Genomic DNA, 20943 nt, shown 5'->3' with positions numbered 1-20943 from the left:
CCCGCAGGAGAATTTCATGTCCGAACTCGAGACCCAGATCACGGAACAGATTGCGGCCCTCAGCGACAAGTCCTTGTTGCTGCTGGACGATGATCAGGCCTTGCGCACCCGCCTGGGTCGGGCGCTGGAATCGCGCGGTTTCGTCGTCGCCCTCGCCGGCTCCGTGGCCGAGGCGAACGACGCCCTGCGCCAGTCGGTCCCCGCCTTCGCCGTGCTGGACATGCGCCTGGAGGACGGCAACGGCCTGAAGGTGGTCGAAATGATCCGCGAGCGCCGCGAGGACGCCCGCATCGTCATGCTGACCGGCTACGGCGCCATCGCCACGGCCGTCGCGGCGGTGAAGGCCGGCGCCGTCGACTATCTGCAGAAACCCGCCGACGCCGACGACGTGGTCAAGGCTCTGCTGTCGACCGGCGAGGCGCCGGAGCCGCCGGAAAACCCGATGTCGGCCGACCGGGTGCGCTGGGAGCATATCCAGCGCGTCTATGAGCTGTGCGACCACAACGTGTCGGAGACCGCTCGCCGCCTGGGCATGCACCGCCGCACCCTGCAACGCATCCTGGCCAAGCGCGCGCCGCGATAGGCCTTTTTTGCGCGCTATGCTCGCGGCGCGGTCGCTCGCGGCTTGAGCGCGCGCCTTATTGTCCTTCTCCCCTTGTGGGAGAAGGTGGCAGGCGAAGCCTGACGGATGAGGGGTCTTGCGTCCTCAATCCGTCTGCCTGTTCTCAGCGTGCAGAAACCCCTCATCCGGCCCTGGCGGGCCACCTTCTCCCACAAGGGGAGAAGGGAGACTCTAGAAGAACAGCGCGTCCGGTTGGCGCTCTTGCGGCGGGGCGGGGCGCGCCGCCGGGGGCTGTTGCGGCTGCGGGGCCTGGCCGTCGATGACGACGGGCGGCGGCGCGTCCTCATAGGGCTGGGCCGTGGCGTAGGGATCCTCGACCTGACCCATCAGGTCGCCGACGGGATCGGGCGGGATCCAGCCTTCGGGCAGGGGCGGGCCGTTGGGGATGGCCTGAACCGCCAGCTTGGGCAGGGCCGCCTCCATGAAGCCGCGCCAGATGGCGGCGGGCGAGGAGCCGCCGGTGACGCGGGCCATCGGCTTGTTGTCGTCCTTGCCGACCCAGACGGCGGCGACGAAGCCGCCCGTGTAGCCGACGAACCAGGCGTCCTTGTAGTCCGAAGTGGTGCCGGTCTTGCCTGCGATGTCGCGCCCGCCGATGGCGGCCGAGCGGCCGCTGCCCGAGGTGATCACCCCGCGCAGCATCTGGTTCATGTAGTAGAGCGGCGGATTGTTGATGGCCTGGCCGCCTTCGGACGGGCCGTGGGTGTAGATGACTCGGCCGGACGGGGTGCGGATGCGGCTGATGCCATAGGCGTCGACGCGGCGGCCGCCGTTGGCGAAGGCGTCATAGGCCTGGGCCATCTCCAGCGGGCTGACCTCGACGGCGCCCAGGGCCATGGACGGCTGCAGGCCGATCTCGCTCGAGATCCCCAGACGGCGTGCGGCGCGGGCCACGCTGTCGCGCCCGACCTGATCGGCGACATAGGCGGCGACGGTGTTGGTCGACTGGGCCACGGCCTGGGCCAGGGTCATCTGACCGGAGAAGCGGCCGGAATAGTTGCGCGGCGACCAGCCGCCGATGGTCACGGGCTGGTCGACCACCGGGGTCTCGGGCGTATAGCCGGCCTCGACCGCCGCCAGATAGACGAAGGGTTTCCAGGCCGAGCCGGACTGGCGACGCGCATCGACGGCGCGGTTGAACTGGCTGTCGCCGTAAGAGGCGCCGCCGATCATGGCGCGCACCCGGCCGTCGCCGTCCAGGGCGACCAGGGCGGCCTGTTCGACGCCCTTGCCCTTGTCGCGATCCAGGATGCGGCGCACGGCGCGCTCGGCGTCGGTCTGCAAGGTCAGGTCCAGGGTGGTCTCGACCACGAGGTCTTCGGTCGGCTCGCCGACCAGCCCGCGGATCTGCTTGTCCAGCCAGTCGATGAAGTATTGGGCGTGCTGGCTGGCCAGGGTCTTGGACACCCGCACCGGTTCGGCCACGGCGGCTTCGCGCTGGGCCGGGGTGATGGCGCCGACCTCGACCATTTCGTTCAGCACGACGTTGGCGCGGGTGGCGGCGCGCTCGCTCTCGGATACCGGCGAATAGCGCGAGGGCGCCTTCAGCAGGCCCGCCAGCAGGGCGGCCTCGCCGACCGTCAGCTTGTCGGCGCTCTTGTCGAAATAGCGCTGCGAAGCGGATTCGATGCCATAGGCGCCGGCGCCGAAATAGACGCGGTTCAGATAGAGGGCGAGGATCTCCTTTTTGGAGAACTTCATCTCCAGCCACACGGCCAGCATCAGCTCCTGAACCTTGCGCTTCATGTTCTGATCGGGCGTCAGGAACAGGTTCTTGGCCAGTTGCTGGGTGATGGTGGAGCCGCCCTGGACCACGCGCCCGGCCTTCAGGTTCGAGGCCATGGCGCGGCTCATGCCGATCGGGTCGAAACCTGGGTGGTGATAGAAGCGGCGGTCCTCGATGGCCACAAAGGCGGCGGGGACGTAGTCGGGCAGGGCGTCCAGATCGACCGGCGGCGCCATCTGGGTGCCGCGCACCGCGATCAGGGCGCCGGAGCGGTCCAGATAGGTGATCGAGGGCTGGCGATCGACCTCATACAGGCTGGAGGTGTCCGGCAGGTCGCGCGCGAAGACGGCGAAGAAGACGACGGCGAAGATCAGGCCCCAGACGGCCAGCACCGCGCCCCAGTAGAAGAGGCGGCCCATGAAGGTCCGGCGCGGTTTTCCTCCGCCCTGATCGTTCCTGTCGGGTCCGCGGTCTTTGCGCGCCATGAACATCCCTCTATGCCAGCGGCGCGAACCCTAGCCGTTCGCATCGCCGACGAAAACGCCCCCGTTTCCGATCACGGCAGCGTGAGCGCCTATTTCGCCGAAAGAATGGCGCGCCGGGCCAGCCAGACGCCGTTGTCGCCAGCGTTCTCCACCGTCAGATCGGCCTCGGTCAGCAGGGCGCGATAGGCGTCGGGGTCCAGACTGCCGTGATAGAGCGCCTCGCCGCGCCATTCGCCGATCGCCTCGCCGTGGGCGGGGCCGGCGGTGAACATCAGCCGTCCGCCGGGCGTCACACGGGCGGCCAGGGCGGGCAGGACGGCCGTCTGGGCCTCCGGCGTCAGATGGAACAGGCTGTGCCAGGCCAGCACGCCGTGAAAGGCCCCCTCTGGCAGGCCGTCGCGCATGTCGCCGATGCGCCAGTCGCCGCCGGGCAGGGTCTCGCGCGCATGGGCGATCAGGTCGGGCGAGGCGTCGAGGCCGACCACCTCGAACCCACGTTCCAGCAGGGCGGCGCCCATCGGCCAGCCCGAGCCGCAGCCGACGTCCAGCATGCGGGCGCCGGGCGGCCAGCCTTCTGTGAAGCGATCCAGCCAGGCGGCCTCGTCCCAGTCGCCTTGGTGCCGGCTCAGGGCGTCGCCCCGGTCGCGAATCCAGTCCGCCGCCTTGTCCTGATACAGGCCGACGATCCGATCCGCAGCTGGGTGGCTCATTTGGCCAGGAAGGCGTCCAGTTCGCCGTAGAAGGCCGTCGGCTGGTCGAACATGATGAAGTGGGCGCTGTCGTCGATGCGCTTCAGCTTGGCGCCGGGCAGGGTTGCGAAGGACATCTGATAGATGGCGTCGGTGACGGCGTCGGTCATGCGGGCGTCGTTGAACTTGACGTAGAGCACCTCGGTCGGGGCGGTGATCTTGGCCAGTTCGGGGCGCAGGTCGGTCGTGACCAGTTCGCGGAAGGCGGCGGCCGAGACCTTCTGGTCGCTGTCGCGCATGTCCTCAAGCGCTTCCTCGCGGCGGCTTTCCGTATTGATCATCCCGTTGATGGCGGTGGTGGCCTGGGCGACGTAGGCCTCGCGCGGGCTGGCCGACTGGGCGGCCCAGATTTGATCGGCGACGGGGGTCACGCTTTCGGCCGTTGCGCCGGGCGCGCCGAACATGGCGCCCATGAAGGGGATCATGTCCACGACCATCAGCTTGCCGACCAGGTCCGGGTGACGCGCGGCCAGCATCATGCCCATGGTGCCGCCCATGGAGTGGCCGACGACGGCGGGCTTGTTCAGATGTTGTTCGCGGATGTAGCGGGCGATTTCCTCGGCCACGGGGGCGCCGACCGGCTGGGGCGCATCGCCTTGCGCATTGGCCTGCGGCGCGGCGCCCGCGAAGCCGGCGACGTGGATGCGGTGGACGCGATAGCGCCCGGCCAGGTGATCGACCGCGCCCTGCCAGATGTCGGGCGAGGACGACAGGCCGGGGATCAGGATCAGATCGGGCGCGCCCTCCGGCCCGTCGACGCGGACGCTGAGGCGGTCGGAGGCGAAGGCGGCGTGCGCCGCGTCGTGGGCCGCATGGTTGACGTGACCGTCCTGAGCCAGGGCGGGCGCAGCGGCCAGCAACAGGGCGGCGGCGATGAAGGCGGCTGAGGCGGTGCGGATCAAGGCGTCTCTCCCAAAGAGAATTTGCGCCAGATTAATTCATCGGCTGAGGAAGGGAATGGCCTTTGGACGGCCGCCCGTCCCTGCTGCTACAAGGCGGCCATGATCGCAGACGCCGCGCCCGCACCTTCCGCCACGCCCGAAGCCAAAGCCCCGCCGACCGCCTTCGGCAAGGGCTTCATCACCGACGCCTGGTATTTCGTCGCCCTGGCGCGCGACGTGCCGGTCGCCAGCCTGAAACGCTATGAGATCATGGGCGAGCCGGTCTTGATCGGCCGCACCCGCGCGGGCGAGGTCTATGGCATGCGCGACATCTGCCCCCATCGCGCGGCGCCGCTGTCGGCCGGGCGGCTGGTCGAAAAGCCCGGCGAGGGCGAGACGATCGAATGCCCCTATCACGGCTGGCGCTTCCGGCCCGACGGGGTGTGCGCGGCCATTCCGTCCCTGGTCGAGGATCAGGCGTTCGAGGCTGAGCGCATCAAGGTCCGCGCCTATCCGGTGCGCGAGAGCCAGGGCATGGTCTTCGTCTGGATGGCGGCCGACGCCCGCAACCCGTCCGAGCCGGATCAGGAACCGCCGCAGTTCCCCGGCGCCGTCGGCCAGCCGCGTTTGGTCGAGTGGATGGATTTCGACAGCCATATCGACCACGCCGTCGTCGGCCTGATGGACCCCGCCCACGGCCCCTATGTCCACCAGCAGTGGTGGTGGCGTTCCGAACATTCGATGCACGAGAAGGCCAAGACCTTCGCCCCGGTCGACTTCGGCTGGGCCATAGTGCGTCACGCGCCGTCGTCGAACAGCCGCCTGTACAAGGTGCTGGGCGGGGCGCCCGCGACGGAAATCACCTTCCGCCTGCCGGGCTATCGCTGGGAGCATATCCAGGTGGGCGAAAAGCAGGTGCTGGCCCTGACCTGCCTGACGCCGGTGAATGAGACCAAGACCCGCATCACCCAGATCTTCTGGTCCGACCACTGGGTGTTCGGCATCGCCAAGCCCTTCCTGCGCATGGGCGTCGTGGCCTTCCTGAAGCAGGACGGCGGCATGGTGAACCTGCAGAACGAGGGGCTGAAATACGACCCGGCCCTGATCTGGATCGACGACGCCGACAAACAGGCGAAATGGTACCAGCAGCTGAAGCGCGAATGGCTGAAGAGCCGCGCCGAGGGCCGCGCCTTCGTCAATCCAATCAAGGAGACGGTGCTGCGCTGGAAGAGCTGACGGTCAGGGCGGGCGGGGGCTCTGGTCGTCGGCGCGGAACAGCGTAATCATGCGGCCATGAAGCGGATCGCGCGCATCTTCCGTCTGCATTTCGCCCTGTGGCTGGGGCTCGCCGTCCTGGCGGTCGCGGTGATTTTAACGCCTGCCGCGTGGGACTGGCCGATGCGGATCGCCGCCGCCTGGGACGCCAGCGTCTGCATCTTCCTGACGCTCACCTTCATCCGCCTGTATCGCCATCGCACGACGGCGGCTATCCGCAAGCGAGCGGCGGACCTGGATCAGGCGGGCGGCGCCGTCCTGCCGCTCAGTTTGCTGGCGGCGGCGGCCAGCGTTTTCGTGATCGTCATGGAGACGGCGGACGGCGGAAAGCCGAGCCTGGGCGAGGCGTTGTTCTCCATCGGCACCATCGCCGCCTCCTGGCTGTTCACCCACGTCCTGTTCGCCCTGCACTACGCTCATGAATTCTATGCGCCCGCCCACGGCGGCGGCGATCGGCGCGGGCTGATCTTTCCCGGCGAAGAAGAGGCGGACTACGGCGACTTCCTGCATTTCTCCCTGATCATCGGCGTGGCCAACCAGACGGCCGACATCCAGATCAGCAGCCGTAAACTGCGCCGGATCGCCACCGTGCACAGCCTGATCGCCTTCGTCTTCAACACGGTGATCCTGGCCCTGGCGGTGAATATGGCCGTGAGCCTGCTCTAGGCTTTCGCACGCCCATTCCAGCCGGGCGCCTTGACTTGGCCGCTATTGAGGCCCATCTGCGCTGCATCGCACAATGCGATGACCGGCGCGTTCCAGCGCGTGTTGGGCTTCCCTCCCCGGAAGGCCTGTCTGTCGAGCGGCCGGATCATTCGATTTCATACGTCGTCCATACACGCGGGGCGGCGCCCGTTCCCCGCCCGAGCTTCGGGCAGGCGACGTGCGCCCTTTGTGAAACCGGCCTGTCCGGCTGCGCCCGTCGTCGTTCGTGAAAGATAGACGTGAGCGAAATTACCTTTGAATCCATGGGCCTGAACAAGGCTCTCCTGACCGCCCTGGCTGCGACCGGCTATGAGAAGCCGACGCCGATCCAGGCCAAGGCCATCCCCGACGTGATGAAGGGCAAGGATCTGCTGGGCATCGCCCAGACGGGCACCGGCAAGACGGCGGCCTTCGCCCTGCCGATCCTGCATCGCCTGGCCGAGAACCGCGTGGCGCCGCGCCCGCGCACCACGCGCGCCCTGATCCTGAGCCCGACGCGCGAGCTGGCCACTCAGATCGGCGACAGCTTCAAACAGTACGGCGCCCACCTGGGCTTCCGCGTGGCGGTCATCTTCGGCGGCGTGAAATACGGCGCCCAGGAACGCGCCCTGCAGCAGGGTCTGGACGTTCTGGTGGCCGCGCCCGGCCGCCTGCTGGACCACATCCAGCAAAAGACTCTGGACCTGTCGACCTGCGAGATCTTCGTTCTGGACGAAGCCGATCAGATGCTGGACCTGGGCTTCATCAAGCCGATCCGCCAGATCGTCAGCCGCATCCCGGCCAAGCGTCAGAACCTGTTCTTCTCGGCCACCATGCCGTCGGAGATCGGCAAGCTGGCCGGCGAGCTGCTGAAGGATCCGGTCAAGGTCCAGGTCACGCCGCAGGCCACCACGGTCGAGCGCATCAAGCAGTCGGTGATCTGGGTCGAGCAGGGCAAGAAGCGCGCCCTGCTGACCGAACTGTTCTCCGACCCGGCCTATACGCGCTGCCTGGTCTTCACCAAGACCAAGCACGGCGCCGACAAGGTCGCGGCCTATCTGGAAGCGGGCGGCGTCGAGGCCGGCGCCATCCACGGCAACAAGAGCCAGCCGCAACGCGAGCGCGCGCTTGAGGCGTTCAAGAACGGCAAGTTGCGCGTCCTGGTCGCCACCGACATCGCCGCGCGCGGCATCGACGTGGACAAGGTCACCCACGTGGTGAACTTCGAGCTGCCCTATGTGCCGGAAGCCTATGTCCACCGCATCGGCCGCACGGCCCGCGCGGGCAAGGACGGCACCGCCATCAGCTTTGTCGCCGGCGACGAGATGAAGCTGCTGAAGGACATCGAGAAGGTCACGCGCCAGAAGATCCCCGCGATCGACCGCCGCAACGACAAGGCGCTGGCCCAGCTGGACGCCTCCATCATGTCGGCGGGCGTGGCCAAGAAGGCGACCCTGCCCGAGCGTGAAGGCAAGCCGCAGGGCGAAGGCCGGGGCGGCCGTGGTCGCGGCGGTCGCAATCCGCACCGCGAGGGCGTCAAGCTGGAGGGCGGCGGTCAGCCGCACCGTCAGCGTCGCGGCCGCAACGGCGCGCCTGCGGCCGAGCGTCCGGCGGCGGCCTATGATCCGATGGCGGGCGACCGCGCCCGTTCGGCCGCGCGCGCGACGCCTGCGGCCGAGCCCAAGCCGGTCGGCGAACTGCAGCGCCGCCCGCGTCGTCGTCGCCCGTCGAACGGCGGCAAGGGCCACGCCGCCCAGGGCTGAGGTCGAGATTTCCTCCCCATGATAGGGGGAGGGGGACCACGAAGTGGTGGAGGGGCTTGACCGTCTGCGGAACCAGGCAGCCCCTCCGTCTCGTTCGCTGCGCGACCGATCCACCTCCCCATGACATGGGGAGGACATAAAAACGGCGGCTCCTTTGCGGGAGCCGCCGTTTCCTTGTCCGCCGTCAGGCCGGGATCAGAAGGCCCAGCGCGCGCCGATCGAGGCGACCAGGGCCGAGCCTTCGGCCTCGCCGCGCAGGTGCGAGGTCACGGCCGCCGGGGTGCCGGCGTAGAAGGTGCGGTCGTCGTGGATGGTCGAGTCGCTGAAGGCGATGTAGGTCAGACCGGCGTCGAAGGTGACGCCTTCGGTCACTTCGGTCGAGCCGCCGACCGAGAACAGCCAGCGGTCGGCGTCGGGGATGCGGGCCGTGCGCAGGCTGTCGCGGGTCGGGGTCGGGTCATAGCCGACGCCGGCGCGCAGCGTGGTCTTGTCGCTGAGGGCGTAGTCCAGGCCGATGGCGCCGGTGGTCACGTCCTTGTAGTTCTGATGGATGACGTCGCCGCCGCCCGTGTATTCGACGGTGATGGCGTCGAACTCGGACCAGCCGATGCGATTGACCTGGGCGTTCAGGGTCAGCTTGTCGTTGACGGCGTAGCGGACCGAGGCCGAGGCGAACCACGGGGTGTTGAAGCTGGCCTTGCCGCCGGTCGAGACGTTGGCGCCCGCCAGCGGACCCAGCAGGCCGGCCACGGTTACGTCGCCTTCCAGTTCGTGCTCGATCTTGGAGCGGTAGCTGAGACCGAAGTCCCAAGGCCCCTTGTGCACCTGGGCGCCGACGTTCCAGCCGAAGTCCCATCCGTCGCCTTCCAGGCTGTTGGAGCCGTCGGGCAGCAGCGGGGACAGGTTCGGCATGGCCGAGGTCAGCTTGGCCTTGACGAACTGGGCGTTCAGCCCGGCGCCGACGTCCAGCCAGTCGTTGACTTGATAGGCCACGGTCAGGCTGGCGTCGCCCGAGCGCAGCTCCGACGTCAGGGCGTCATAACGGGCGAAGGAGCCCTGTTCGTACTTGGTGGTGAAGTTGTAGGGGGCGGCCACCGAGACGCCGACGGCGAAGCGGTCGCCGATCGGCGTGGCGAAGGCGAAGTTCGGCACCAGGCCGCTTTCGATCGGATCGACTTCGGTGTTGCGCGGGTTGCGCACCGGCGCGTCCACGCCGCCCGGATAGGTCAGGTAGGAGCCGGCGTTCTTCACTTCGGAATCGATGCGGATGGCGTGCAGTCCGACGGAGACTTCGCGGCCGCTGCGGGCGATGGAGGCGGGGTTCCACCACATCGAGCCGACGCCGCGATCGGCGGCTTCGCCCGAGAAGGCGCGTCCAGCGCCGCGCACGGACTGTTCCTGCAGATAGAAGGAGCCGGCGAAGGCCGGGGCGGCGACGCCCGTCATCAGGGCGGTGGTCAGTGCCAGGCCGCCGAGGCGGGCCATATTCCTGGGGGTCATTACGCTTCACCTATGTCGTGGGCCGGCCATTGGAAAAGCGGACGGCCTTGGTTCGGGGAGAGCCGCCACGCTACTCATCACAGCGTCCGTGTCATGAAAGCGTTGCGTCCAAGGCCGGTGTCGGACCGCTTCTCGGCGAAAGAGTGGCGCAAAAATCGCACAATTTCACACCTTGGTGAGGTTACGTAGCGGCAATTTCGATGCCTGCAGAGCGTAGGTTTGCAACAAGATCGTGTTCCGCTGCGTTAACTTCGGCCGAATCCCGTCCCCGGATCACCAGGTGGGTTCCGACCTGGCCAGGCGTCTGATCGACGCTGAATCCGAAGGGGTAGGAGCCGAAGGACAGGTGCGGCCGCGCCTCGGCCGCGGCGCGCAGGATGTCGGCCACCGCGCCTTCGCCGACGCCGGCGACGCGCAACGAACGGCTATGGACCGGGACGCCCGTCTTCAGGCGCGGCGCCACGTCGTCCAGCATGGCCTCCATGATCTTGGGCACGCCGGCCATGACGAAGACGTTTTCGACCTGAAAGCCCGGCGCGCCGCTGACCGGGTTGGCGATCAGCACGCCGCCGTCGGGCACGCGGGCCATGCGGCGCCGCGCGGCGTTGAACTCGCCCGGCGCATAGCGGCGCGCGAGGATGGCGAGCGCTTCGGGGTGTTCGCTGACCGGAACGCCGAAGGCGGCGCCGACTGCATCGGCGGTGATGTCGTCATGGGTCGGGCCGATGCCGCCGGTGGTGAAGACATAGTCGTGGGCTGCACGCAGGGCGTTCAGGGCCCCGACGATCTGATCCTGACGGTCGCCGACCACCCGCGCCTCCATCAGATCGACGCCCAGCGGCGCCAGAAACCGGGCCAGGGTGTTCAGATTGGTGTCGCGCGTGCGGCCCGACAGGATTTCGTCGCCGATGATCAGGACGGCGGCGGTGGGGGAGGGGGCGATCTGGGGCATGGCTCGTAGATAGGATGGGCGCGGCCCTGCGTCAGCGGCGAACCCTGACGGGCTTGAGGTTTTGTGCTAGTCTGACCATCTGAAGTCCTCAAAGCAGCCTCTTCGCCCGTTCCGCGCCCTTGCGGAGCGCGCGCCTCCCCGAAAGCCGAGCATGTACGAGACCCCCGACCTGGAAACCGACGTCTTCGTCCGCAGCCACGAAATCCGCATCTATGACGCGGAAGGGTTCGAGGGCATGCGCAAGGCCGGCCGTCTGGTCGCCGAGGCGCTGGACATGATCGGCGAGCATGTGAAGCCGGGCGTCACCACGGGCGAGTTGGACGACCTGGTGCGCGAGTTCACCCTGGACAACGGCGGCGTCCCCGCCTGCCTGGGCTACAAGGGTTACACCAAGACGGTCTGCACCTCGATCAACCACGTCGTCTGCCACGGCATTCCGGGCGACAAGGTTCTGAAGGAAGGCGACATCGTCAACATCGACCATACGGTCATCGTCGACGGTTGGCATGGCGATAGCAGCCGCATGTATCCGGTCGGCGAGATCAACGCCCGCGCCAAGAAGCTGATCGACGTCACCTATGACTCGCTGGACCTGGGCCTGGCCCAGATCAAGCCGGGGAACACCTTCGGCGACATCGGCTTCGCCATTCAGAAATTCGTCGAGGCCCAGCGCATGAGCGTGGTGCGCGACTTCTGCGGCCACGGCATCGGCCGGGTCTTCCACGACAGCCCCAACGTACTGCACTACGGCCGTCGCGGCGAGGGCGCGGTGCTGAAGCCGGGCATGTTCTTCACGGTCGAGCCGATGGTGAACCTGGGCAAGCCCGCGGTGAAGGTGCTGTCGGACGGCTGGACCGCCGTGACCCGCGACAAGTCGCTGTCGTCGCAGTGCGAACATTCGATCGGCGTGACCGAGGACGGGCTGGAAATCTTCACCGCCTCGCCGAAGGGCCTGTTCCGCCCGAAATTCTGAGTTAGTCTCCCCCTTGGGGGAGGCTGATGCTGGATCAACCGCCGGAACAACCGAAGGCCAAGCCGCACCACGCCGGGCATCGCGAGCGGCTGCGCGAACGCGCGCGCACGGCGGGCCTCCATCATCTGCCGGACTATGAGCTGCTGGAGCTGTTCCTGTTCCGCAGCCAGCCGCAGGGCGACGTCAAGCCGGTGGCCAAGGCCCTGCTTGCGCGGTTCGGGTCGCTGGCGGCGGTGCTGGCGGCCTCGGTCGAGGATCTGATGACGGTCAGGGCCGAGGATTCGCGCGGGCGGCCCAAGGGGGTGGGCGCCGAGACGGCGCTGGACCTGGCCGCCCTGCATGAAGTCTCGCGCCGGGTGGCCAAGGAAGAGGCGAACAAGCGCACCGTCATCTCGTCGTGGACGGCCCTGCTGGCCTATGTGCGCCTGTCGTTGCAACACGAGCCGCGCGAGCAGTTCCGCGTCCTCTATCTCGACAAGAAGAACCAGTTGATCCTCGACGAGATCCAGAACCGGGGCACGGTTGATCATGCCCCCGTCTATCCGCGCGAAGTGGTGCGCCGGGCGCTGGAGCTGTCGGCCAGCGCCATGATCATCGTCCACAACCATCCCTCGGGCGATCCGACGCCCAGCCGGGCCGACATCGACATGACCAAGCAGGTGGTCGAGGCGGCGCGCGCCCTGTCGGTCCAGGTTCACGACCACCTCATTGTCGGCCGCGAAGGCGTGGCCAGCTTCAAGCAACTGGGATTGATGTGACTGTTCTTTCGACCGCGCGCCTGACGCTGACGCCTGTCGCCGTCGGCGACATGGACGACCTGACCGCCCTGTGGGCCGACGCCGAGTTCACCCGCCACATCATGGGGCGCGGTCTGTCGGAGGAGGAGGTCTGGTTCCGCCTGCTGCGCGACATCGGCCACTGGCAGGCCAAGGGCTACGGCAACTGGTCGATCCGCGAGACGACGACGGGCGCCTATGTCGGCAGCGTCGGGGTGCTCGACTACCGCCGCGAGATCGACCCGCCCTTCGACGCGCCGGAGCTGGGCTGGGGCGTGGCGCCGGCCTTTCAAGGCGCGGGCCTGGCGCGCGAGGCGCTGGAGGCGGCCCTGGCCTGGACCGACGCCTATCGGCTGGAGCCGCGCACGGTCTGCATGATCTCGCCCGAGAACGCGCCTTCGGTGCGTCTGGCCGAACGGGTGGGCTATCGCCCCTACGCCCGCGCCGACTACAAGGGGTCGACCGTCGACCTGTATGAGCGTCCCCGCGTCGGATGACCGGCTGACAGAAGGGACGCGGGGCGATAAGCTTTACAATTCAGGCCCTGAGACGGCCTTCTGCCTTCTAGGAGTTCTGTGATGCCCATGTCCGTCGACGACCTTCGCGCCCATCTGGTCGAGGCCTTCCCCGACGCGGACATCGCCATTGAGGATCTGGCGGGCGACGGCGACCACTATCGCGCCCGCATCGTGTCCGAGGTCTTTCGCGGCATGAACCGCGTGCGCCAGCACCAGACCGTCTACGCCGCGCTCAAGGGCAAGATGGGCGGCGAACTGCACGCCCTGGCGCTGGAGACCTCGGCGCCGGTCGAGGCCGGCTGATCCCGTGCGCTATCGCCCCTTCGGCGCCACAGGGGCCGCGGTCTCCAGCCTGACGCTCAGCCTGGGTGCCGAGGCGACGGCGCGCGGGCCGAACGCTGTCCGCGACCTGGTGTTCGCGGGGCTGGAGGCGGGGGTGAACGCCTATCATCTGGAGCGGCTGGACCCGACGTTGCTGCAGTCCGTCGGCGAGGCCTTGGGCCATGTCGAGCGGCGGTTGGTGTGGGTCAGCGTCAGCCTGGGGGCCGACCGGGATTTCTCGGCGATGGCCCTGGGGCGTTCGATCGAACAGGGGCTGCACGCCTCGGGCCTGGGCTGGTTCGACATGGCGGTGCTGGAGCGCCCGGCCGAGAATGAGCTGCCGCAGACCTCCCTGACCGCCCTGAAGGCGATGCGGAAGGCCGAATATGTGCGGATGCTGGGGGTGTCGGGCGACGAGCCGGTGACGGATCTCTATGTCTCGACCGGGGCCTTCGACGTCCTGTTCACGCCCTTCCACGTGAATGTGCCCTGGCAGGTGCGCTCGCGCATGAGGGCCGCGCGCGATCGAGAGATGAGCCTGTTCGCCGACGACTACTTCCCCGACAGTCTGGCGACCGAGCGCCGCGCGGCTGATGCGGGCGGGCCGAAGAAGCGGGGCCTGTTCGGCGCCTGGGGCGCGAGGCGCGGCGAGGCCGATCTGGAGCGGCCGGGCTCCTTCGCCTTCCTGCACCGGACGCCGGGCTGGACCGGCGAGGCCATCTGCCTGGCCTACGCCCTGGCGGACCCGGCGGTGGCCAGCGTGCTGGTCCGGCCCAGGGACCGGGCGCATCTGGAGGAACTGGCGAGCGTGCCCGAGCGCGACCTGCCCGCCGGCCTCTCGGCCCAGATCGAGATGGCGCGGGTGGACGCTTCGGCCTGACCGCCCTCAGGCGCCGATGGCGGAGAAGGGGCCGTTGAGGAAGCTGGGCTTGCCATAGGCCAGGGGACGGCCGTCCTCGGCCAGGACGCGGCCGCCAGCCGCCTCCAGCACGGCCTGGCCGGCGGCGGTGTCCCATTCGCTGGTCGGGCCGGTGCGCGGATAGGCGTCGAAGCGGCCCTCGGCGATCAGGCAGAATTTCAGCGAGGAATCCATGCCCTGCCACTGGATGCAGCCGTTGCGGGCGGCCAGGCGTCGGGCGTCGTCTTCGCTGATGCTGTGGCTGACCAGGGCGACGGCGTCGGCCGGGCGTTCGCGCACCCGGATCGGGCGCCACGGCTCGCCGAAGGCGCGGCGAAGGGCCCCCTGGCCCGGCGCAGCCGAGCGCCAGCTGATCCCCAGGGCCGGAGCCGTCACCACGCCGGCTACGGGCGCGTCGTCGCGGATCAGGGCGATGTTGACCGAATAGCTCTCGCGCCCCTGCACAAAGCCCTTGGTGCCGTCCAGCGGGTCGATCAGCCAGAACCATGCGCCGACCGACGGCGGGGCGCCGTCGGCGGCGACCGCCTCTTCGGCCACGGCCTCGACCTGGGGCCAGTGTTCGGCCAGGCGGCTCAGGATCAGGGCCTCGGCGGCGCGGTCGGCCTCGGTGACGGGGCTGGCGTCGGCCTTGGTCTCCACGGCCGTGTCGGCCCGCCAGTAGGGCAGGATCAGGCGGGCGGCCTCCTCGGCGATGTCGGCGATGACCTCGGCCAGGCGGCCGGAGGCGAGGTCGGTTTCGAGGTCGGCGTAGGCGGAGACGATCATGAAGCGCTCGATAGACCATGCGGCCGGTTTAACGAACCGGCAAATCAGGCCACCTTGGCCTTAACCTTTTTGAAAACCTGCGCGCCGCGCCTTGGCATCATGACCGTTTCCGACGACCCCGCCTCCCTATCCGCCGCCGATTTGCCTGTGGAAGGCGCCGAACTGGCCGCCTTCATCGCCGCCAAGCTGTGCCACGACTTCATCAGCCCGGCGGGCGCGGTGATGTCGGGTCTGGACCTGCTGGACGACCCCAGCGCTCAGGACATGCGCGACGACGCCTTGGGCCTGATCCGTCAGAGCGCGGCCAAGATGGTGGCCCTGGTGCATTTCGCGCGCGTGGCCTTCGGCGCGGCGACCAGCAGCGAACAGTTCTCCGGCGCCGAACTGCACGGCCTGGTCGCGGGCCTGACCGACGGCGGGCGCGCCACGCTGGACTGGCGCGTCGGCGAGGAAACCTTCACCAAGATTCAGGCTCGCGCCCTGATCAACCTGGCCTATCTGACCGTTTCGGCCCTGCCGATAGGCGGGGCGGCGGTGGTGACGGTCCGCCGCGAAGGGGACCAACTGTTCCTGGTCGGTTCGGCCGAGGGCGCGCGCGCCCGGCTCAAGCCCGAGGCCGTGGTCGGCCTAAAGGGCGAGCGGCTGACCGAGGGTCTGGCGGGCCAGTGGATCCAGCCCTATTGGCTGTGGCTGACGGCGCGCGAGGCGGGCGGACGGCTGGACCTGGCGACCGAAGAGGGCCGCGTGGCCTTGATGGCGCGTCTGCCGGGCGCTAATGAGCAAACCGCGTTCGTCGATCCAACGCTCCGTTAACCCGCCTGAACGACTATGGCGAGAGCGTGATTTCGATCTCGCGCGAAACGGGAAATGACCCAGTGGACCCCAGAACCTGTCTGATCGTTGATGACAGCCGCATCATCCGCAAGGTGGCGCGCCGCATCCTGGAGGATCTGTCCTTCGACGTGGCCGAGGCGGCCGACGGCGCCGAGGCGCTGGACTATTGCCAGGCCGCCATGCCGCAGGTGGTGCTGCTGGACTGGCAGATGCCGGTGATGGACGGCCTGGCCTTCCTGCGTCGTCTGCGCGATCTGCCGGAGGGGCGCGCGCCCAAGGTTCTGTTCTGCTCGGTCGAGACGCGGGCCGATCGAATCGCCGAAGCCCTGTCCGCAGGGGCCGACGAATATGTTATGAAGCCTTTCGACGGCGAGATCCTGCAAGCCAAGCTCGCCGAAGTGGGAGTGGTGCAGTCGCCGTCATGACGCCGGAGGATTTCGATCGTCTTCAGACCCTGCTGGCGTCCCGCGCCGGCTTCCGGCTGACCCGAGACCGGATGCAGCTGGCCGAGCACCGGCTGGGGCCTGTGGCGCGGCGCGAGGGCTATCACAACGTCGAGGCCATGCTGACCAGCCTGTGGAGCCGCCCGGTCGCCTCCCTGGGCTGGAGCGTGATCGAGGCCCTGCTGAACGGCGAGACCTGGTTCCGGCGCGACCGCGCGGCCTTTGAGGTGATGGAGCGCGAACTGCTGCCCGCCCTGACGGCGGCGCGGCCGGGCGGTCGGGTGCGCATCTGGTGCGCCGGCGCCTCGACCGGGCAGGAGGCCTATTCCCTGGCCATCGCCGCCCTGGAGGCGGGGGCTCAGGTCGAGATAGAGGCCACGGACCTGTCGCGTCAGGCGATCGAGAAGGCCATGTCGGGCCTCTACACCTCGTTCGAGATTCAGCGCGGCCTGTCGGCGCGCGCCATGCTGCGCTGGTTCGAACAGGTCGACGACCAGTGGCGGGCGCGCCCCGAACTGCGCGCCGCCATCGCCTTCACGCGCGCCAACCTGCTGGACGAGCCGACGGATGAGGGTCGGTTCGATGTGGTCTTCTGCCGCAACGTCCTGGGCGACATGGCGCCGGAGCGTCGCGCCCGGGTGCTGGACGGGCTGGAGCGGCGGATGGTTGACGACGGCTGCCTGTTCCTGGGCCACGACGAACGGCCGGACGGCGACAGCGTGGCCTTCCGCCCGGTGGCCGGGCGCAAGGGCCTCTATGTGAAAAGCGCGGCCGCCGCGCGCCGCGCCGCCTGAACCGTCAGGCGACTGACAGCAGGCCCTGGGCGGCGACGGCCTTTACGCCGGGGCCGGGAACCTCGGCGAAGGCCAGGTCCGTGACGCCGAAATACTCATGCTGGTTCAGGGCGCACCAGTCGGTGGTGACGATGCGGACCGTCTCGCGTTGTTCGCCGCCTTCGACCGCGCCATAGACGAAGTCGCCGGTGCGGCGTGCGAAGGGCATGACCCGGTCCTGATTGGCCAGGGCGGTCAGTTCGGCCAGGCGCGCGGCCGGAACCTCGGCGGCCATCAGCTTGCCGTCGAAGCGCACCACGGCGTCGAAGGCGTAGCGGCTGACCGGACCGGCGGCCAGGCCCGTGCCCAGGGTGGTGTGGCCGATGAAGCCCGCCTGGGCCCCGGCGAAGCGGGCGAAGGTTGCGGCCACGGCGCGGCCGGTGTCGCCCAGCGACAGGGAGGTCGAACTGATCCCGAGGACGGCGCGCTCCTGATCGGTCAGATGCCGGTCCAGCGTCGTGCGGATCAGGACGGCCAGGGCCGGGTCGGCGGGGCCGTCCAGGGCGACGGTGCGCGACTGCGCCCGGACGCTTCCGTCGCTGAGATAGTCGGCCGCCGTATAGGCGTTGCTCCACGATCCGGTGTGGGCGTAGAGGCCGCGCCCCAGCTTCTCCTGGAACAGCAGGTGGTTGTGCCCGCCGATCATCAGGGCGCCGTCGGGCAGGGCGGACAGCATCCCACGATCGCCCGCCACCCCGGCGTGGCTCATCACCAGGGTCAGGTCCACGTCGTCCGTCAGGGTCGGCAGCTGAGCGTTCGCCCATTCGCTCGGCTCGGGGATCGACAGCCAGTCGCGGCTGGCCTTGGGATAGGTGTTCAGCGCGTTCGTGCCGAAGCCGATGATGCGCAGCCGTCGCTCGCCGAAGGCCAGTTCGGTCGCCGCCGGCGCATAGGGCTGACCGGTTCGGGCGTCGATGATGTTGCTGATGACGGTGATCCCCAGGCCGCGCATGCGCGCGACCACCTCATGCAGGTCCGGCGTCAGGTCGTTGTCGTGGTTGCCCAGATTGACCACCGTCGGGGCGATGGCGGGCAGGGCGGCCAGGAAGGCCCAGTCGATCGCGCCTTCGGAGCGCACCGAGACGACGTTGCCGTGCTCGAAGATGTCGCCGTCGATCGCGATCAGATGCGGAACCGGCCGGCTGCGGACCTCGGCGCGCAGGGCGGCCAGCAGCTGGGCGCTGCGCTCATAGGCGGAGTGCAGGTCGGACATGGCCAGGACGCGGCCGACGACGGCTCCCTCGCGAGGCTGGCCGAGGGCGGGCAGGGCGCCGCCGATCAGCGGCAGGGCGGCTGCGGCGCTTAGGAAGCGGCGACGGGAGGGGAAGGCGAAGGTCATCTGAAAGTCTCCGGTGCGCGACCCTGCGGGAGACGACGCAGCCGATCTGCATGGCACGGCGGGTTGCACTGCACAACTTGAGGGGCGTCTCATATGTGAAACGAACGGCGGTTTGTTCCGGCCTGTGTCCCTGTCGCGAAAGGTTCACGGTGAAGGGCGTTTCGGTGCTGGAACCGGCGACGCTTCAGGCCTAGGGGCTGCGGCGATTCACCCGCCCAAGATCATCAAGAAGGGGATATCTCGATGACGCGTCTCTCGGTTCTCGCCGCCTCCGCCAGCGGTCTGGCCCTGCTGCTTTCCACGCCGGCCCTGGCGCAATCCGCCGACGTCCAGGCCGAACAGGCCGCCGCCGTCGGCGACATCGTCGTCACCGCCCAGCGTCGCAGCGAAAGCATCCGCGACGTGCCCTTCGCCGTCACGGCGATGAACACCGAGACGCTGAACGCCGTGAACGCCGGCGGCGGCGACATCCTGCAGCTGTCGGGTCGCGTGCCCAGCCTGCAGGTCGAAAGCTCCAACGGCCGCTACGCCCCGCGCTTCTACATCCGCGGCCTGGGCAATGTGGACTTCGACTTCACGGCCTCGCAGCCGGTGTCGATGGTGATGGATGAGCTGGTTCTGGAAAGCGTCTATCTGAAGGGCTTCCCCCTGTTCGACGTGAAGCAGCTGGAAGTGCTGCGCGGGCCGCAGGGCACCCTGTTCGGCCGCAACACTCCGGCGGGCGTCATCAAGATCGACACGACCAAGCCCGGCGACGAGTTCACCGGCTTCGGCTCGCTGACCTACGGAAACTACGGTTCGACCCGCGCGGAGGCGGCCGTGACCCTGCCGGCGTCGGATACGCTGTCGGTGCGCGTCGCCGCCCTGTGGAACCACCGTGATGACTGGGTCAACAACGCCTATGACGCCCCCTTCGCCAAGAAGGACGGCAAGGATCTGGGCAATTTCGACGATGTGGCGGGCCGCATCCACGTCGCCTGGACTCCGACCGATCGCCTGTCGACCCTGCTGACCCTGCAAGCGCGCGACTATGTGGGCACGGGCACGATGAACCGGGCCAACGTCCTGACCAAGGGCTCGAACAAGCTGAACGACAACTTCGACCGCGACACGGTTTGGTATGACGGCGGCCGCAACAACTTCCAGAAGCAGAAGACCACCTCGCAGTCGCTGCAGGTCGCCTATGACTTCGGTCCCGCGACTCTGACCGGCGTGGTCGGCTCCTTCCAGGGCTGGTCGCAGGGCAATGGCGACATCGACGGCGGCGTCTCGAAGGGCGCGCCGGCCGGCGCCGGCTATAAGACCCCGTTCGCGGTCGAGTCCGGCACCCTGTCCAGCGACCTGCTGCAAAACACCTATGAGCTGCGCCTGACCTCGAACGGCGCGGGCCGTCTGGGCTGGCAGGTCGGCGCCTTCTATTGGGACGAGCGCATCAACCTGGTGTCGGGCGGCTTTGACGGCGTCGGCGGCGTCATGCCGACTAAGGTCACGGACATCGTGCAGAAGTCGGACTCCTGGTCGGTCTTCGGTCAGGCCAACTATCAGGTCACGGAGGCTCTGAAGCTGACCGGCGGCCTGCGCTACACCGACGACAGCCGCGACTATCACGGCCGCCTTCTGGTCGGCACGCCGGCCGGCGCCGAGGGCAAGGTCTCGGTCGGCGACGAGCAGGTCAGCTGGGACGTGAGCGCCCTGTACGAAGTCAACGACAGCCTGAACCTGTTCGCCCGCGTGGCCAGCGGCTATCGCGGCCCGTCGATCCAGGGCCGCAACCTGCCGGTTCTGACCACGGCGGATTCGGAAACCGTCATGTCCTATGAGGCCGGTTTCAAGGCCCGCCTGTGGGACGGCCGCGCCCGCCTGAACGCCACCGCCTATCTGTATGACGTCAAGGACATGCAGTTCACGGCCATCGGCGGCATCGACAACTCCAACCGCCTGATCAACGCCGACAAGGGTCAGGGCTACGGTCTGGAGATCGACGGCGACGTCTATCTGGGCGCGGGCTTCACCCTGGCCGGCGGCGTGGCGTGGAACCACACCGAGATCAAGGACAAGGATCTGCTGGTCGCCATCTGCGGCAACCACCTGTGCACCATCACCGATCCGATCGTGAAGGTCGGCGCCAATGACCGCGCCAACATCGACGGCAACCCCTTCCCCCAGGCGCCGGAGTATTCGGCCAACCTGACCCTGTCCTACGTCCGCCCCATCGGCGACGCTCAGGAGCTGTTCGCCTCGACCGACTGGGTGATGCAGAAGGACTTCAACCTGTTCCTCTATGAGGCGGTCGAGTTCCGTCAGGACACCAACTTCGAAGGCGGCCTGCGTGCGGGCTGGCGCGACCTGAACCAAGGTCTCGAGGCGGCCGTCTATGTCCGCAACATCACCGACGAGGCCAACATCCTCGGCGCCATCGACTTCAACAACCTGACGGCCTTCGTCAACGAACCGCGCATGTACGGCGTGGAGCTGTCGAAGCGCTTCTAAGCCTTTACGACTGATCGCATCGGAGGGCGGCGGCGGGGAGACCTGTCGCCGCCCTCTTGCCATTCCGGTCCAGCTTGGTCCTACTGCGGACCGGA

The 20943-nt window shown here is 68.4% G+C and carries 20 protein-coding genes; 13 read left to right on the top strand and 7 right to left on the bottom strand.

Annotated features, from left to right (window positions below):
• Positions 1 to 16 precede the first annotated feature (16 nt).
• A complete protein-coding gene (locus tag FGL25_RS14990) occupies positions 17 to 583 on the top strand; it encodes an ActR/PrrA/RegA family redox response regulator transcription factor (RefSeq protein WP_076224487.1) in 567 nt (188 codons plus the stop codon).
• 210 nt (positions 584 to 793) lie between these two features.
• Here the strand turns inward: FGL25_RS14990 and FGL25_RS14985 are convergent, their stop codons facing one another.
• The 3 genes from FGL25_RS14985 to FGL25_RS14975 all read right to left on the bottom strand — a co-directional run bounded on the left by FGL25_RS14985 (position 794) and on the right by FGL25_RS14975 (position 4484).
• Positions 794 to 2839, bottom strand: coding sequence for a transglycosylase domain-containing protein (locus tag FGL25_RS14985; RefSeq protein WP_138142142.1), 2046 nt, complete (start codon positions 2837 to 2839; stop codon positions 794 to 796).
• A gap of 83 nt (positions 2840 to 2922) precedes the next feature.
• The gene (locus tag FGL25_RS14980) at positions 2923 to 3543 is read right to left on the bottom strand and encodes a class I SAM-dependent methyltransferase (protein ID WP_138142141.1); all 621 of its coding nucleotides are present in this window, start codon (positions 3541 to 3543) and stop codon (positions 2923 to 2925) included.
• Positions 3540 to 4484: an alpha/beta fold hydrolase gene (locus tag FGL25_RS14975; RefSeq protein WP_138142140.1), complete on the bottom strand. Its 945-nt coding sequence runs from the start codon at positions 4482 to 4484 to the stop codon at positions 3540 to 3542. Before FGL25_RS14975 ends, FGL25_RS14980 begins: the two co-directional genes overlap by 4 nt.
• A gap of 99 nt (positions 4485 to 4583) precedes the next feature.
• Here FGL25_RS14975 and FGL25_RS14970 point away from each other — a divergent pair, with 99 nt between their 5' ends.
• The 3 genes from FGL25_RS14970 to FGL25_RS14960 all read left to right on the top strand — a co-directional run bounded on the left by FGL25_RS14970 (position 4584) and on the right by FGL25_RS14960 (position 8185).
• Complete coding sequence (locus FGL25_RS14970; protein ID WP_138142139.1) at positions 4584 to 5699, top strand: aromatic ring-hydroxylating oxygenase subunit alpha; 1116 nt, start codon at positions 4584 to 4586, stop codon at positions 5697 to 5699.
• Positions 5700 to 5756: 57 nt separating this feature from the next.
• Positions 5757 to 6404, top strand: a complete 648-nt coding sequence (locus FGL25_RS14965; RefSeq protein WP_046653072.1) for a DUF1345 domain-containing protein — start codon at positions 5757 to 5759, stop codon at positions 6402 to 6404.
• A gap of 278 nt (positions 6405 to 6682) precedes the next feature.
• Complete coding sequence (locus FGL25_RS14960) at positions 6683 to 8185, top strand: DEAD/DEAH box helicase (protein ID WP_369822421.1); 1503 nt, start codon at positions 6683 to 6685, stop codon at positions 8183 to 8185.
• A 195-nt stretch (positions 8186 to 8380) separates the two neighbouring features.
• On the opposite strand, the gene FGL25_RS14955 is transcribed toward FGL25_RS14960, so the two are convergent.
• Positions 8381 to 9685 carry an OmpP1/FadL family transporter gene (locus FGL25_RS14955; protein ID WP_040346492.1) on the bottom strand — a complete coding sequence of 435 codons (1305 nt, stop codon included), beginning with the start codon at positions 9683 to 9685 and terminating at the stop codon, positions 8381 to 8383.
• A gap of 181 nt (positions 9686 to 9866) precedes the next feature.
• Positions 9867 to 10637: a competence/damage-inducible protein A gene (locus FGL25_RS14950; RefSeq protein WP_138142138.1), complete on the bottom strand. Its 771-nt coding sequence runs from the start codon at positions 10635 to 10637 to the stop codon at positions 9867 to 9869.
• A 151-nt stretch (positions 10638 to 10788) separates the two neighbouring features.
• Here FGL25_RS14950 and map point away from each other — a divergent pair, with 151 nt between their 5' ends.
• From map to FGL25_RS14925, 5 genes are all read left to right on the top strand, one after another.
• Positions 10789 to 11610 carry a type I methionyl aminopeptidase gene (gene map / locus FGL25_RS14945; protein WP_003166680.1) on the top strand — a complete coding sequence of 274 codons (822 nt, stop codon included), beginning with the start codon at positions 10789 to 10791 and terminating at the stop codon, positions 11608 to 11610.
• A gap of 26 nt (positions 11611 to 11636) precedes the next feature.
• Positions 11637 to 12368 (top strand): RadC family protein, encoded by a 732-nt coding sequence (gene radC, locus FGL25_RS14940; RefSeq protein WP_046653079.1) that lies wholly within the window; start codon positions 11637 to 11639, stop codon positions 12366 to 12368.
• Positions 12365 to 12883 carry a GNAT family N-acetyltransferase gene (locus tag FGL25_RS14935; RefSeq protein ID WP_138142137.1) on the top strand — a complete coding sequence of 173 codons (519 nt, stop codon included), beginning with the start codon at positions 12365 to 12367 and terminating at the stop codon, positions 12881 to 12883. The genes radC and FGL25_RS14935 overlap by 4 nt, the downstream gene beginning before the upstream one ends.
• 81 nt (positions 12884 to 12964) lie before the next feature.
• Positions 12965 to 13207: a BolA/IbaG family iron-sulfur metabolism protein gene (locus FGL25_RS14930; protein ID WP_003166683.1), complete on the top strand. Its 243-nt coding sequence runs from the start codon at positions 12965 to 12967 to the stop codon at positions 13205 to 13207.
• Positions 13208 to 13211: 4 nt separating this feature from the next.
• Complete coding sequence (locus tag FGL25_RS14925; RefSeq protein WP_003166684.1) at positions 13212 to 14105, top strand: hypothetical protein; 894 nt, start codon at positions 13212 to 13214, stop codon at positions 14103 to 14105.
• 6 nt (positions 14106 to 14111) lie between these two features.
• On the opposite strand, the gene cysQ is transcribed toward FGL25_RS14925, so the two are convergent.
• The gene (gene cysQ / locus FGL25_RS14920; protein ID WP_138142136.1) at positions 14112 to 14909 is read right to left on the bottom strand and encodes a 3'(2'),5'-bisphosphate nucleotidase CysQ; all 798 of its coding nucleotides are present in this window, start codon (positions 14907 to 14909) and stop codon (positions 14112 to 14114) included.
• Between the two features lie 99 nt (positions 14910 to 15008).
• Between cysQ and chpT the strand changes: the two genes are divergently transcribed.
• From chpT to FGL25_RS14905, 3 genes are all read left to right on the top strand, one after another.
• Complete coding sequence (gene chpT, locus FGL25_RS14915; RefSeq protein WP_252970210.1) at positions 15009 to 15722, top strand: histidine phosphotransferase ChpT; 714 nt, start codon at positions 15009 to 15011, stop codon at positions 15720 to 15722.
• Between the two features lie 62 nt (positions 15723 to 15784).
• A complete protein-coding gene (locus tag FGL25_RS14910) occupies positions 15785 to 16168 on the top strand; it encodes a response regulator (RefSeq protein ID WP_003166687.1) in 384 nt (127 codons plus the stop codon).
• Positions 16165 to 16980, top strand: coding sequence for a CheR family methyltransferase (locus FGL25_RS14905; protein ID WP_046653087.1), 816 nt, complete (start codon positions 16165 to 16167; stop codon positions 16978 to 16980). Before FGL25_RS14910 ends, FGL25_RS14905 begins: the two co-directional genes overlap by 4 nt.
• 4 nt (positions 16981 to 16984) lie before the next feature.
• Here the strand turns inward: FGL25_RS14905 and FGL25_RS14900 are convergent, their stop codons facing one another.
• Complete coding sequence (locus FGL25_RS14900; protein WP_138142134.1) at positions 16985 to 18358, bottom strand: metallophosphoesterase; 1374 nt, start codon at positions 18356 to 18358, stop codon at positions 16985 to 16987.
• A gap of 243 nt (positions 18359 to 18601) precedes the next feature.
• Between FGL25_RS14900 and FGL25_RS14895 the strand changes: the two genes are divergently transcribed.
• A complete protein-coding gene (locus FGL25_RS14895) occupies positions 18602 to 20848 on the top strand; it encodes a TonB-dependent receptor (RefSeq protein WP_138142133.1) in 2247 nt (748 codons plus the stop codon).
• The last annotated feature ends 95 nt before the right edge of the window (positions 20849 to 20943 follow it).

The sequence above is a fragment of the Brevundimonas vancanneytii genome, from assembly GCF_901421975.1.
In the GTDB taxonomy this organism is placed as follows: Bacteria; Pseudomonadota; Alphaproteobacteria; order Caulobacterales; family Caulobacteraceae; genus Brevundimonas; species Brevundimonas diminuta.
Note: the sequence above shows the minus strand (reverse complement) of the source record. Positions and strands in the feature narration are given on the sequence as shown.

Coding starts and splice junctions, on each gene's coding strand:
- FGL25_RS14990 (WP_076224487.1), top strand. CDS start 17: ATGTCCGAACTCGAGACCCAGATCACGGAACAGATTGCGGCCCTCAGC.
- FGL25_RS14985 (WP_138142142.1), bottom strand. CDS start 2,839: ATGTTCATGGCGCGCAAAGACCGCGGACCCGACAGGAACGATCAGGGC.
- FGL25_RS14980 (WP_138142141.1), bottom strand. CDS start 3,543: ATGAGCCACCCAGCTGCGGATCGGATCGTCGGCCTGTATCAGGACAAG.
- FGL25_RS14970 (WP_138142139.1), top strand. CDS start 4,584: ATGATCGCAGACGCCGCGCCCGCACCTTCCGCCACGCCCGAAGCCAAA.
- FGL25_RS14965 (WP_046653072.1), top strand. CDS start 5,757: ATGAAGCGGATCGCGCGCATCTTCCGTCTGCATTTCGCCCTGTGGCTG.
- FGL25_RS14955 (WP_040346492.1), bottom strand. CDS start 9,685: ATGACCCCCAGGAATATGGCCCGCCTCGGCGGCCTGGCACTGACCACC.
- FGL25_RS14950 (WP_138142138.1), bottom strand. CDS start 10,637: ATGCCCCAGATCGCCCCCTCCCCCACCGCCGCCGTCCTGATCATCGGC.
- map (WP_003166680.1), top strand. CDS start 10,789: ATGTACGAGACCCCCGACCTGGAAACCGACGTCTTCGTCCGCAGCCAC.
- radC (WP_046653079.1), top strand. CDS start 11,637: ATGCTGGATCAACCGCCGGAACAACCGAAGGCCAAGCCGCACCACGCC.
- FGL25_RS14930 (WP_003166683.1), top strand. CDS start 12,965: ATGCCCATGTCCGTCGACGACCTTCGCGCCCATCTGGTCGAGGCCTTC.
- cysQ (WP_138142136.1), bottom strand. CDS start 14,909: ATGATCGTCTCCGCCTACGCCGACCTCGAAACCGACCTCGCCTCCGGC.
- chpT (WP_252970210.1), top strand. CDS start 15,009: ATGACCGTTTCCGACGACCCCGCCTCCCTATCCGCCGCCGATTTGCCT.
- FGL25_RS14905 (WP_046653087.1), top strand. CDS start 16,165: ATGACGCCGGAGGATTTCGATCGTCTTCAGACCCTGCTGGCGTCCCGC.
- FGL25_RS14900 (WP_138142134.1), bottom strand. CDS start 18,358: ATGACCTTCGCCTTCCCCTCCCGTCGCCGCTTCCTAAGCGCCGCAGCC.
- FGL25_RS14895 (WP_138142133.1), top strand. CDS start 18,602: ATGACGCGTCTCTCGGTTCTCGCCGCCTCCGCCAGCGGTCTGGCCCTG.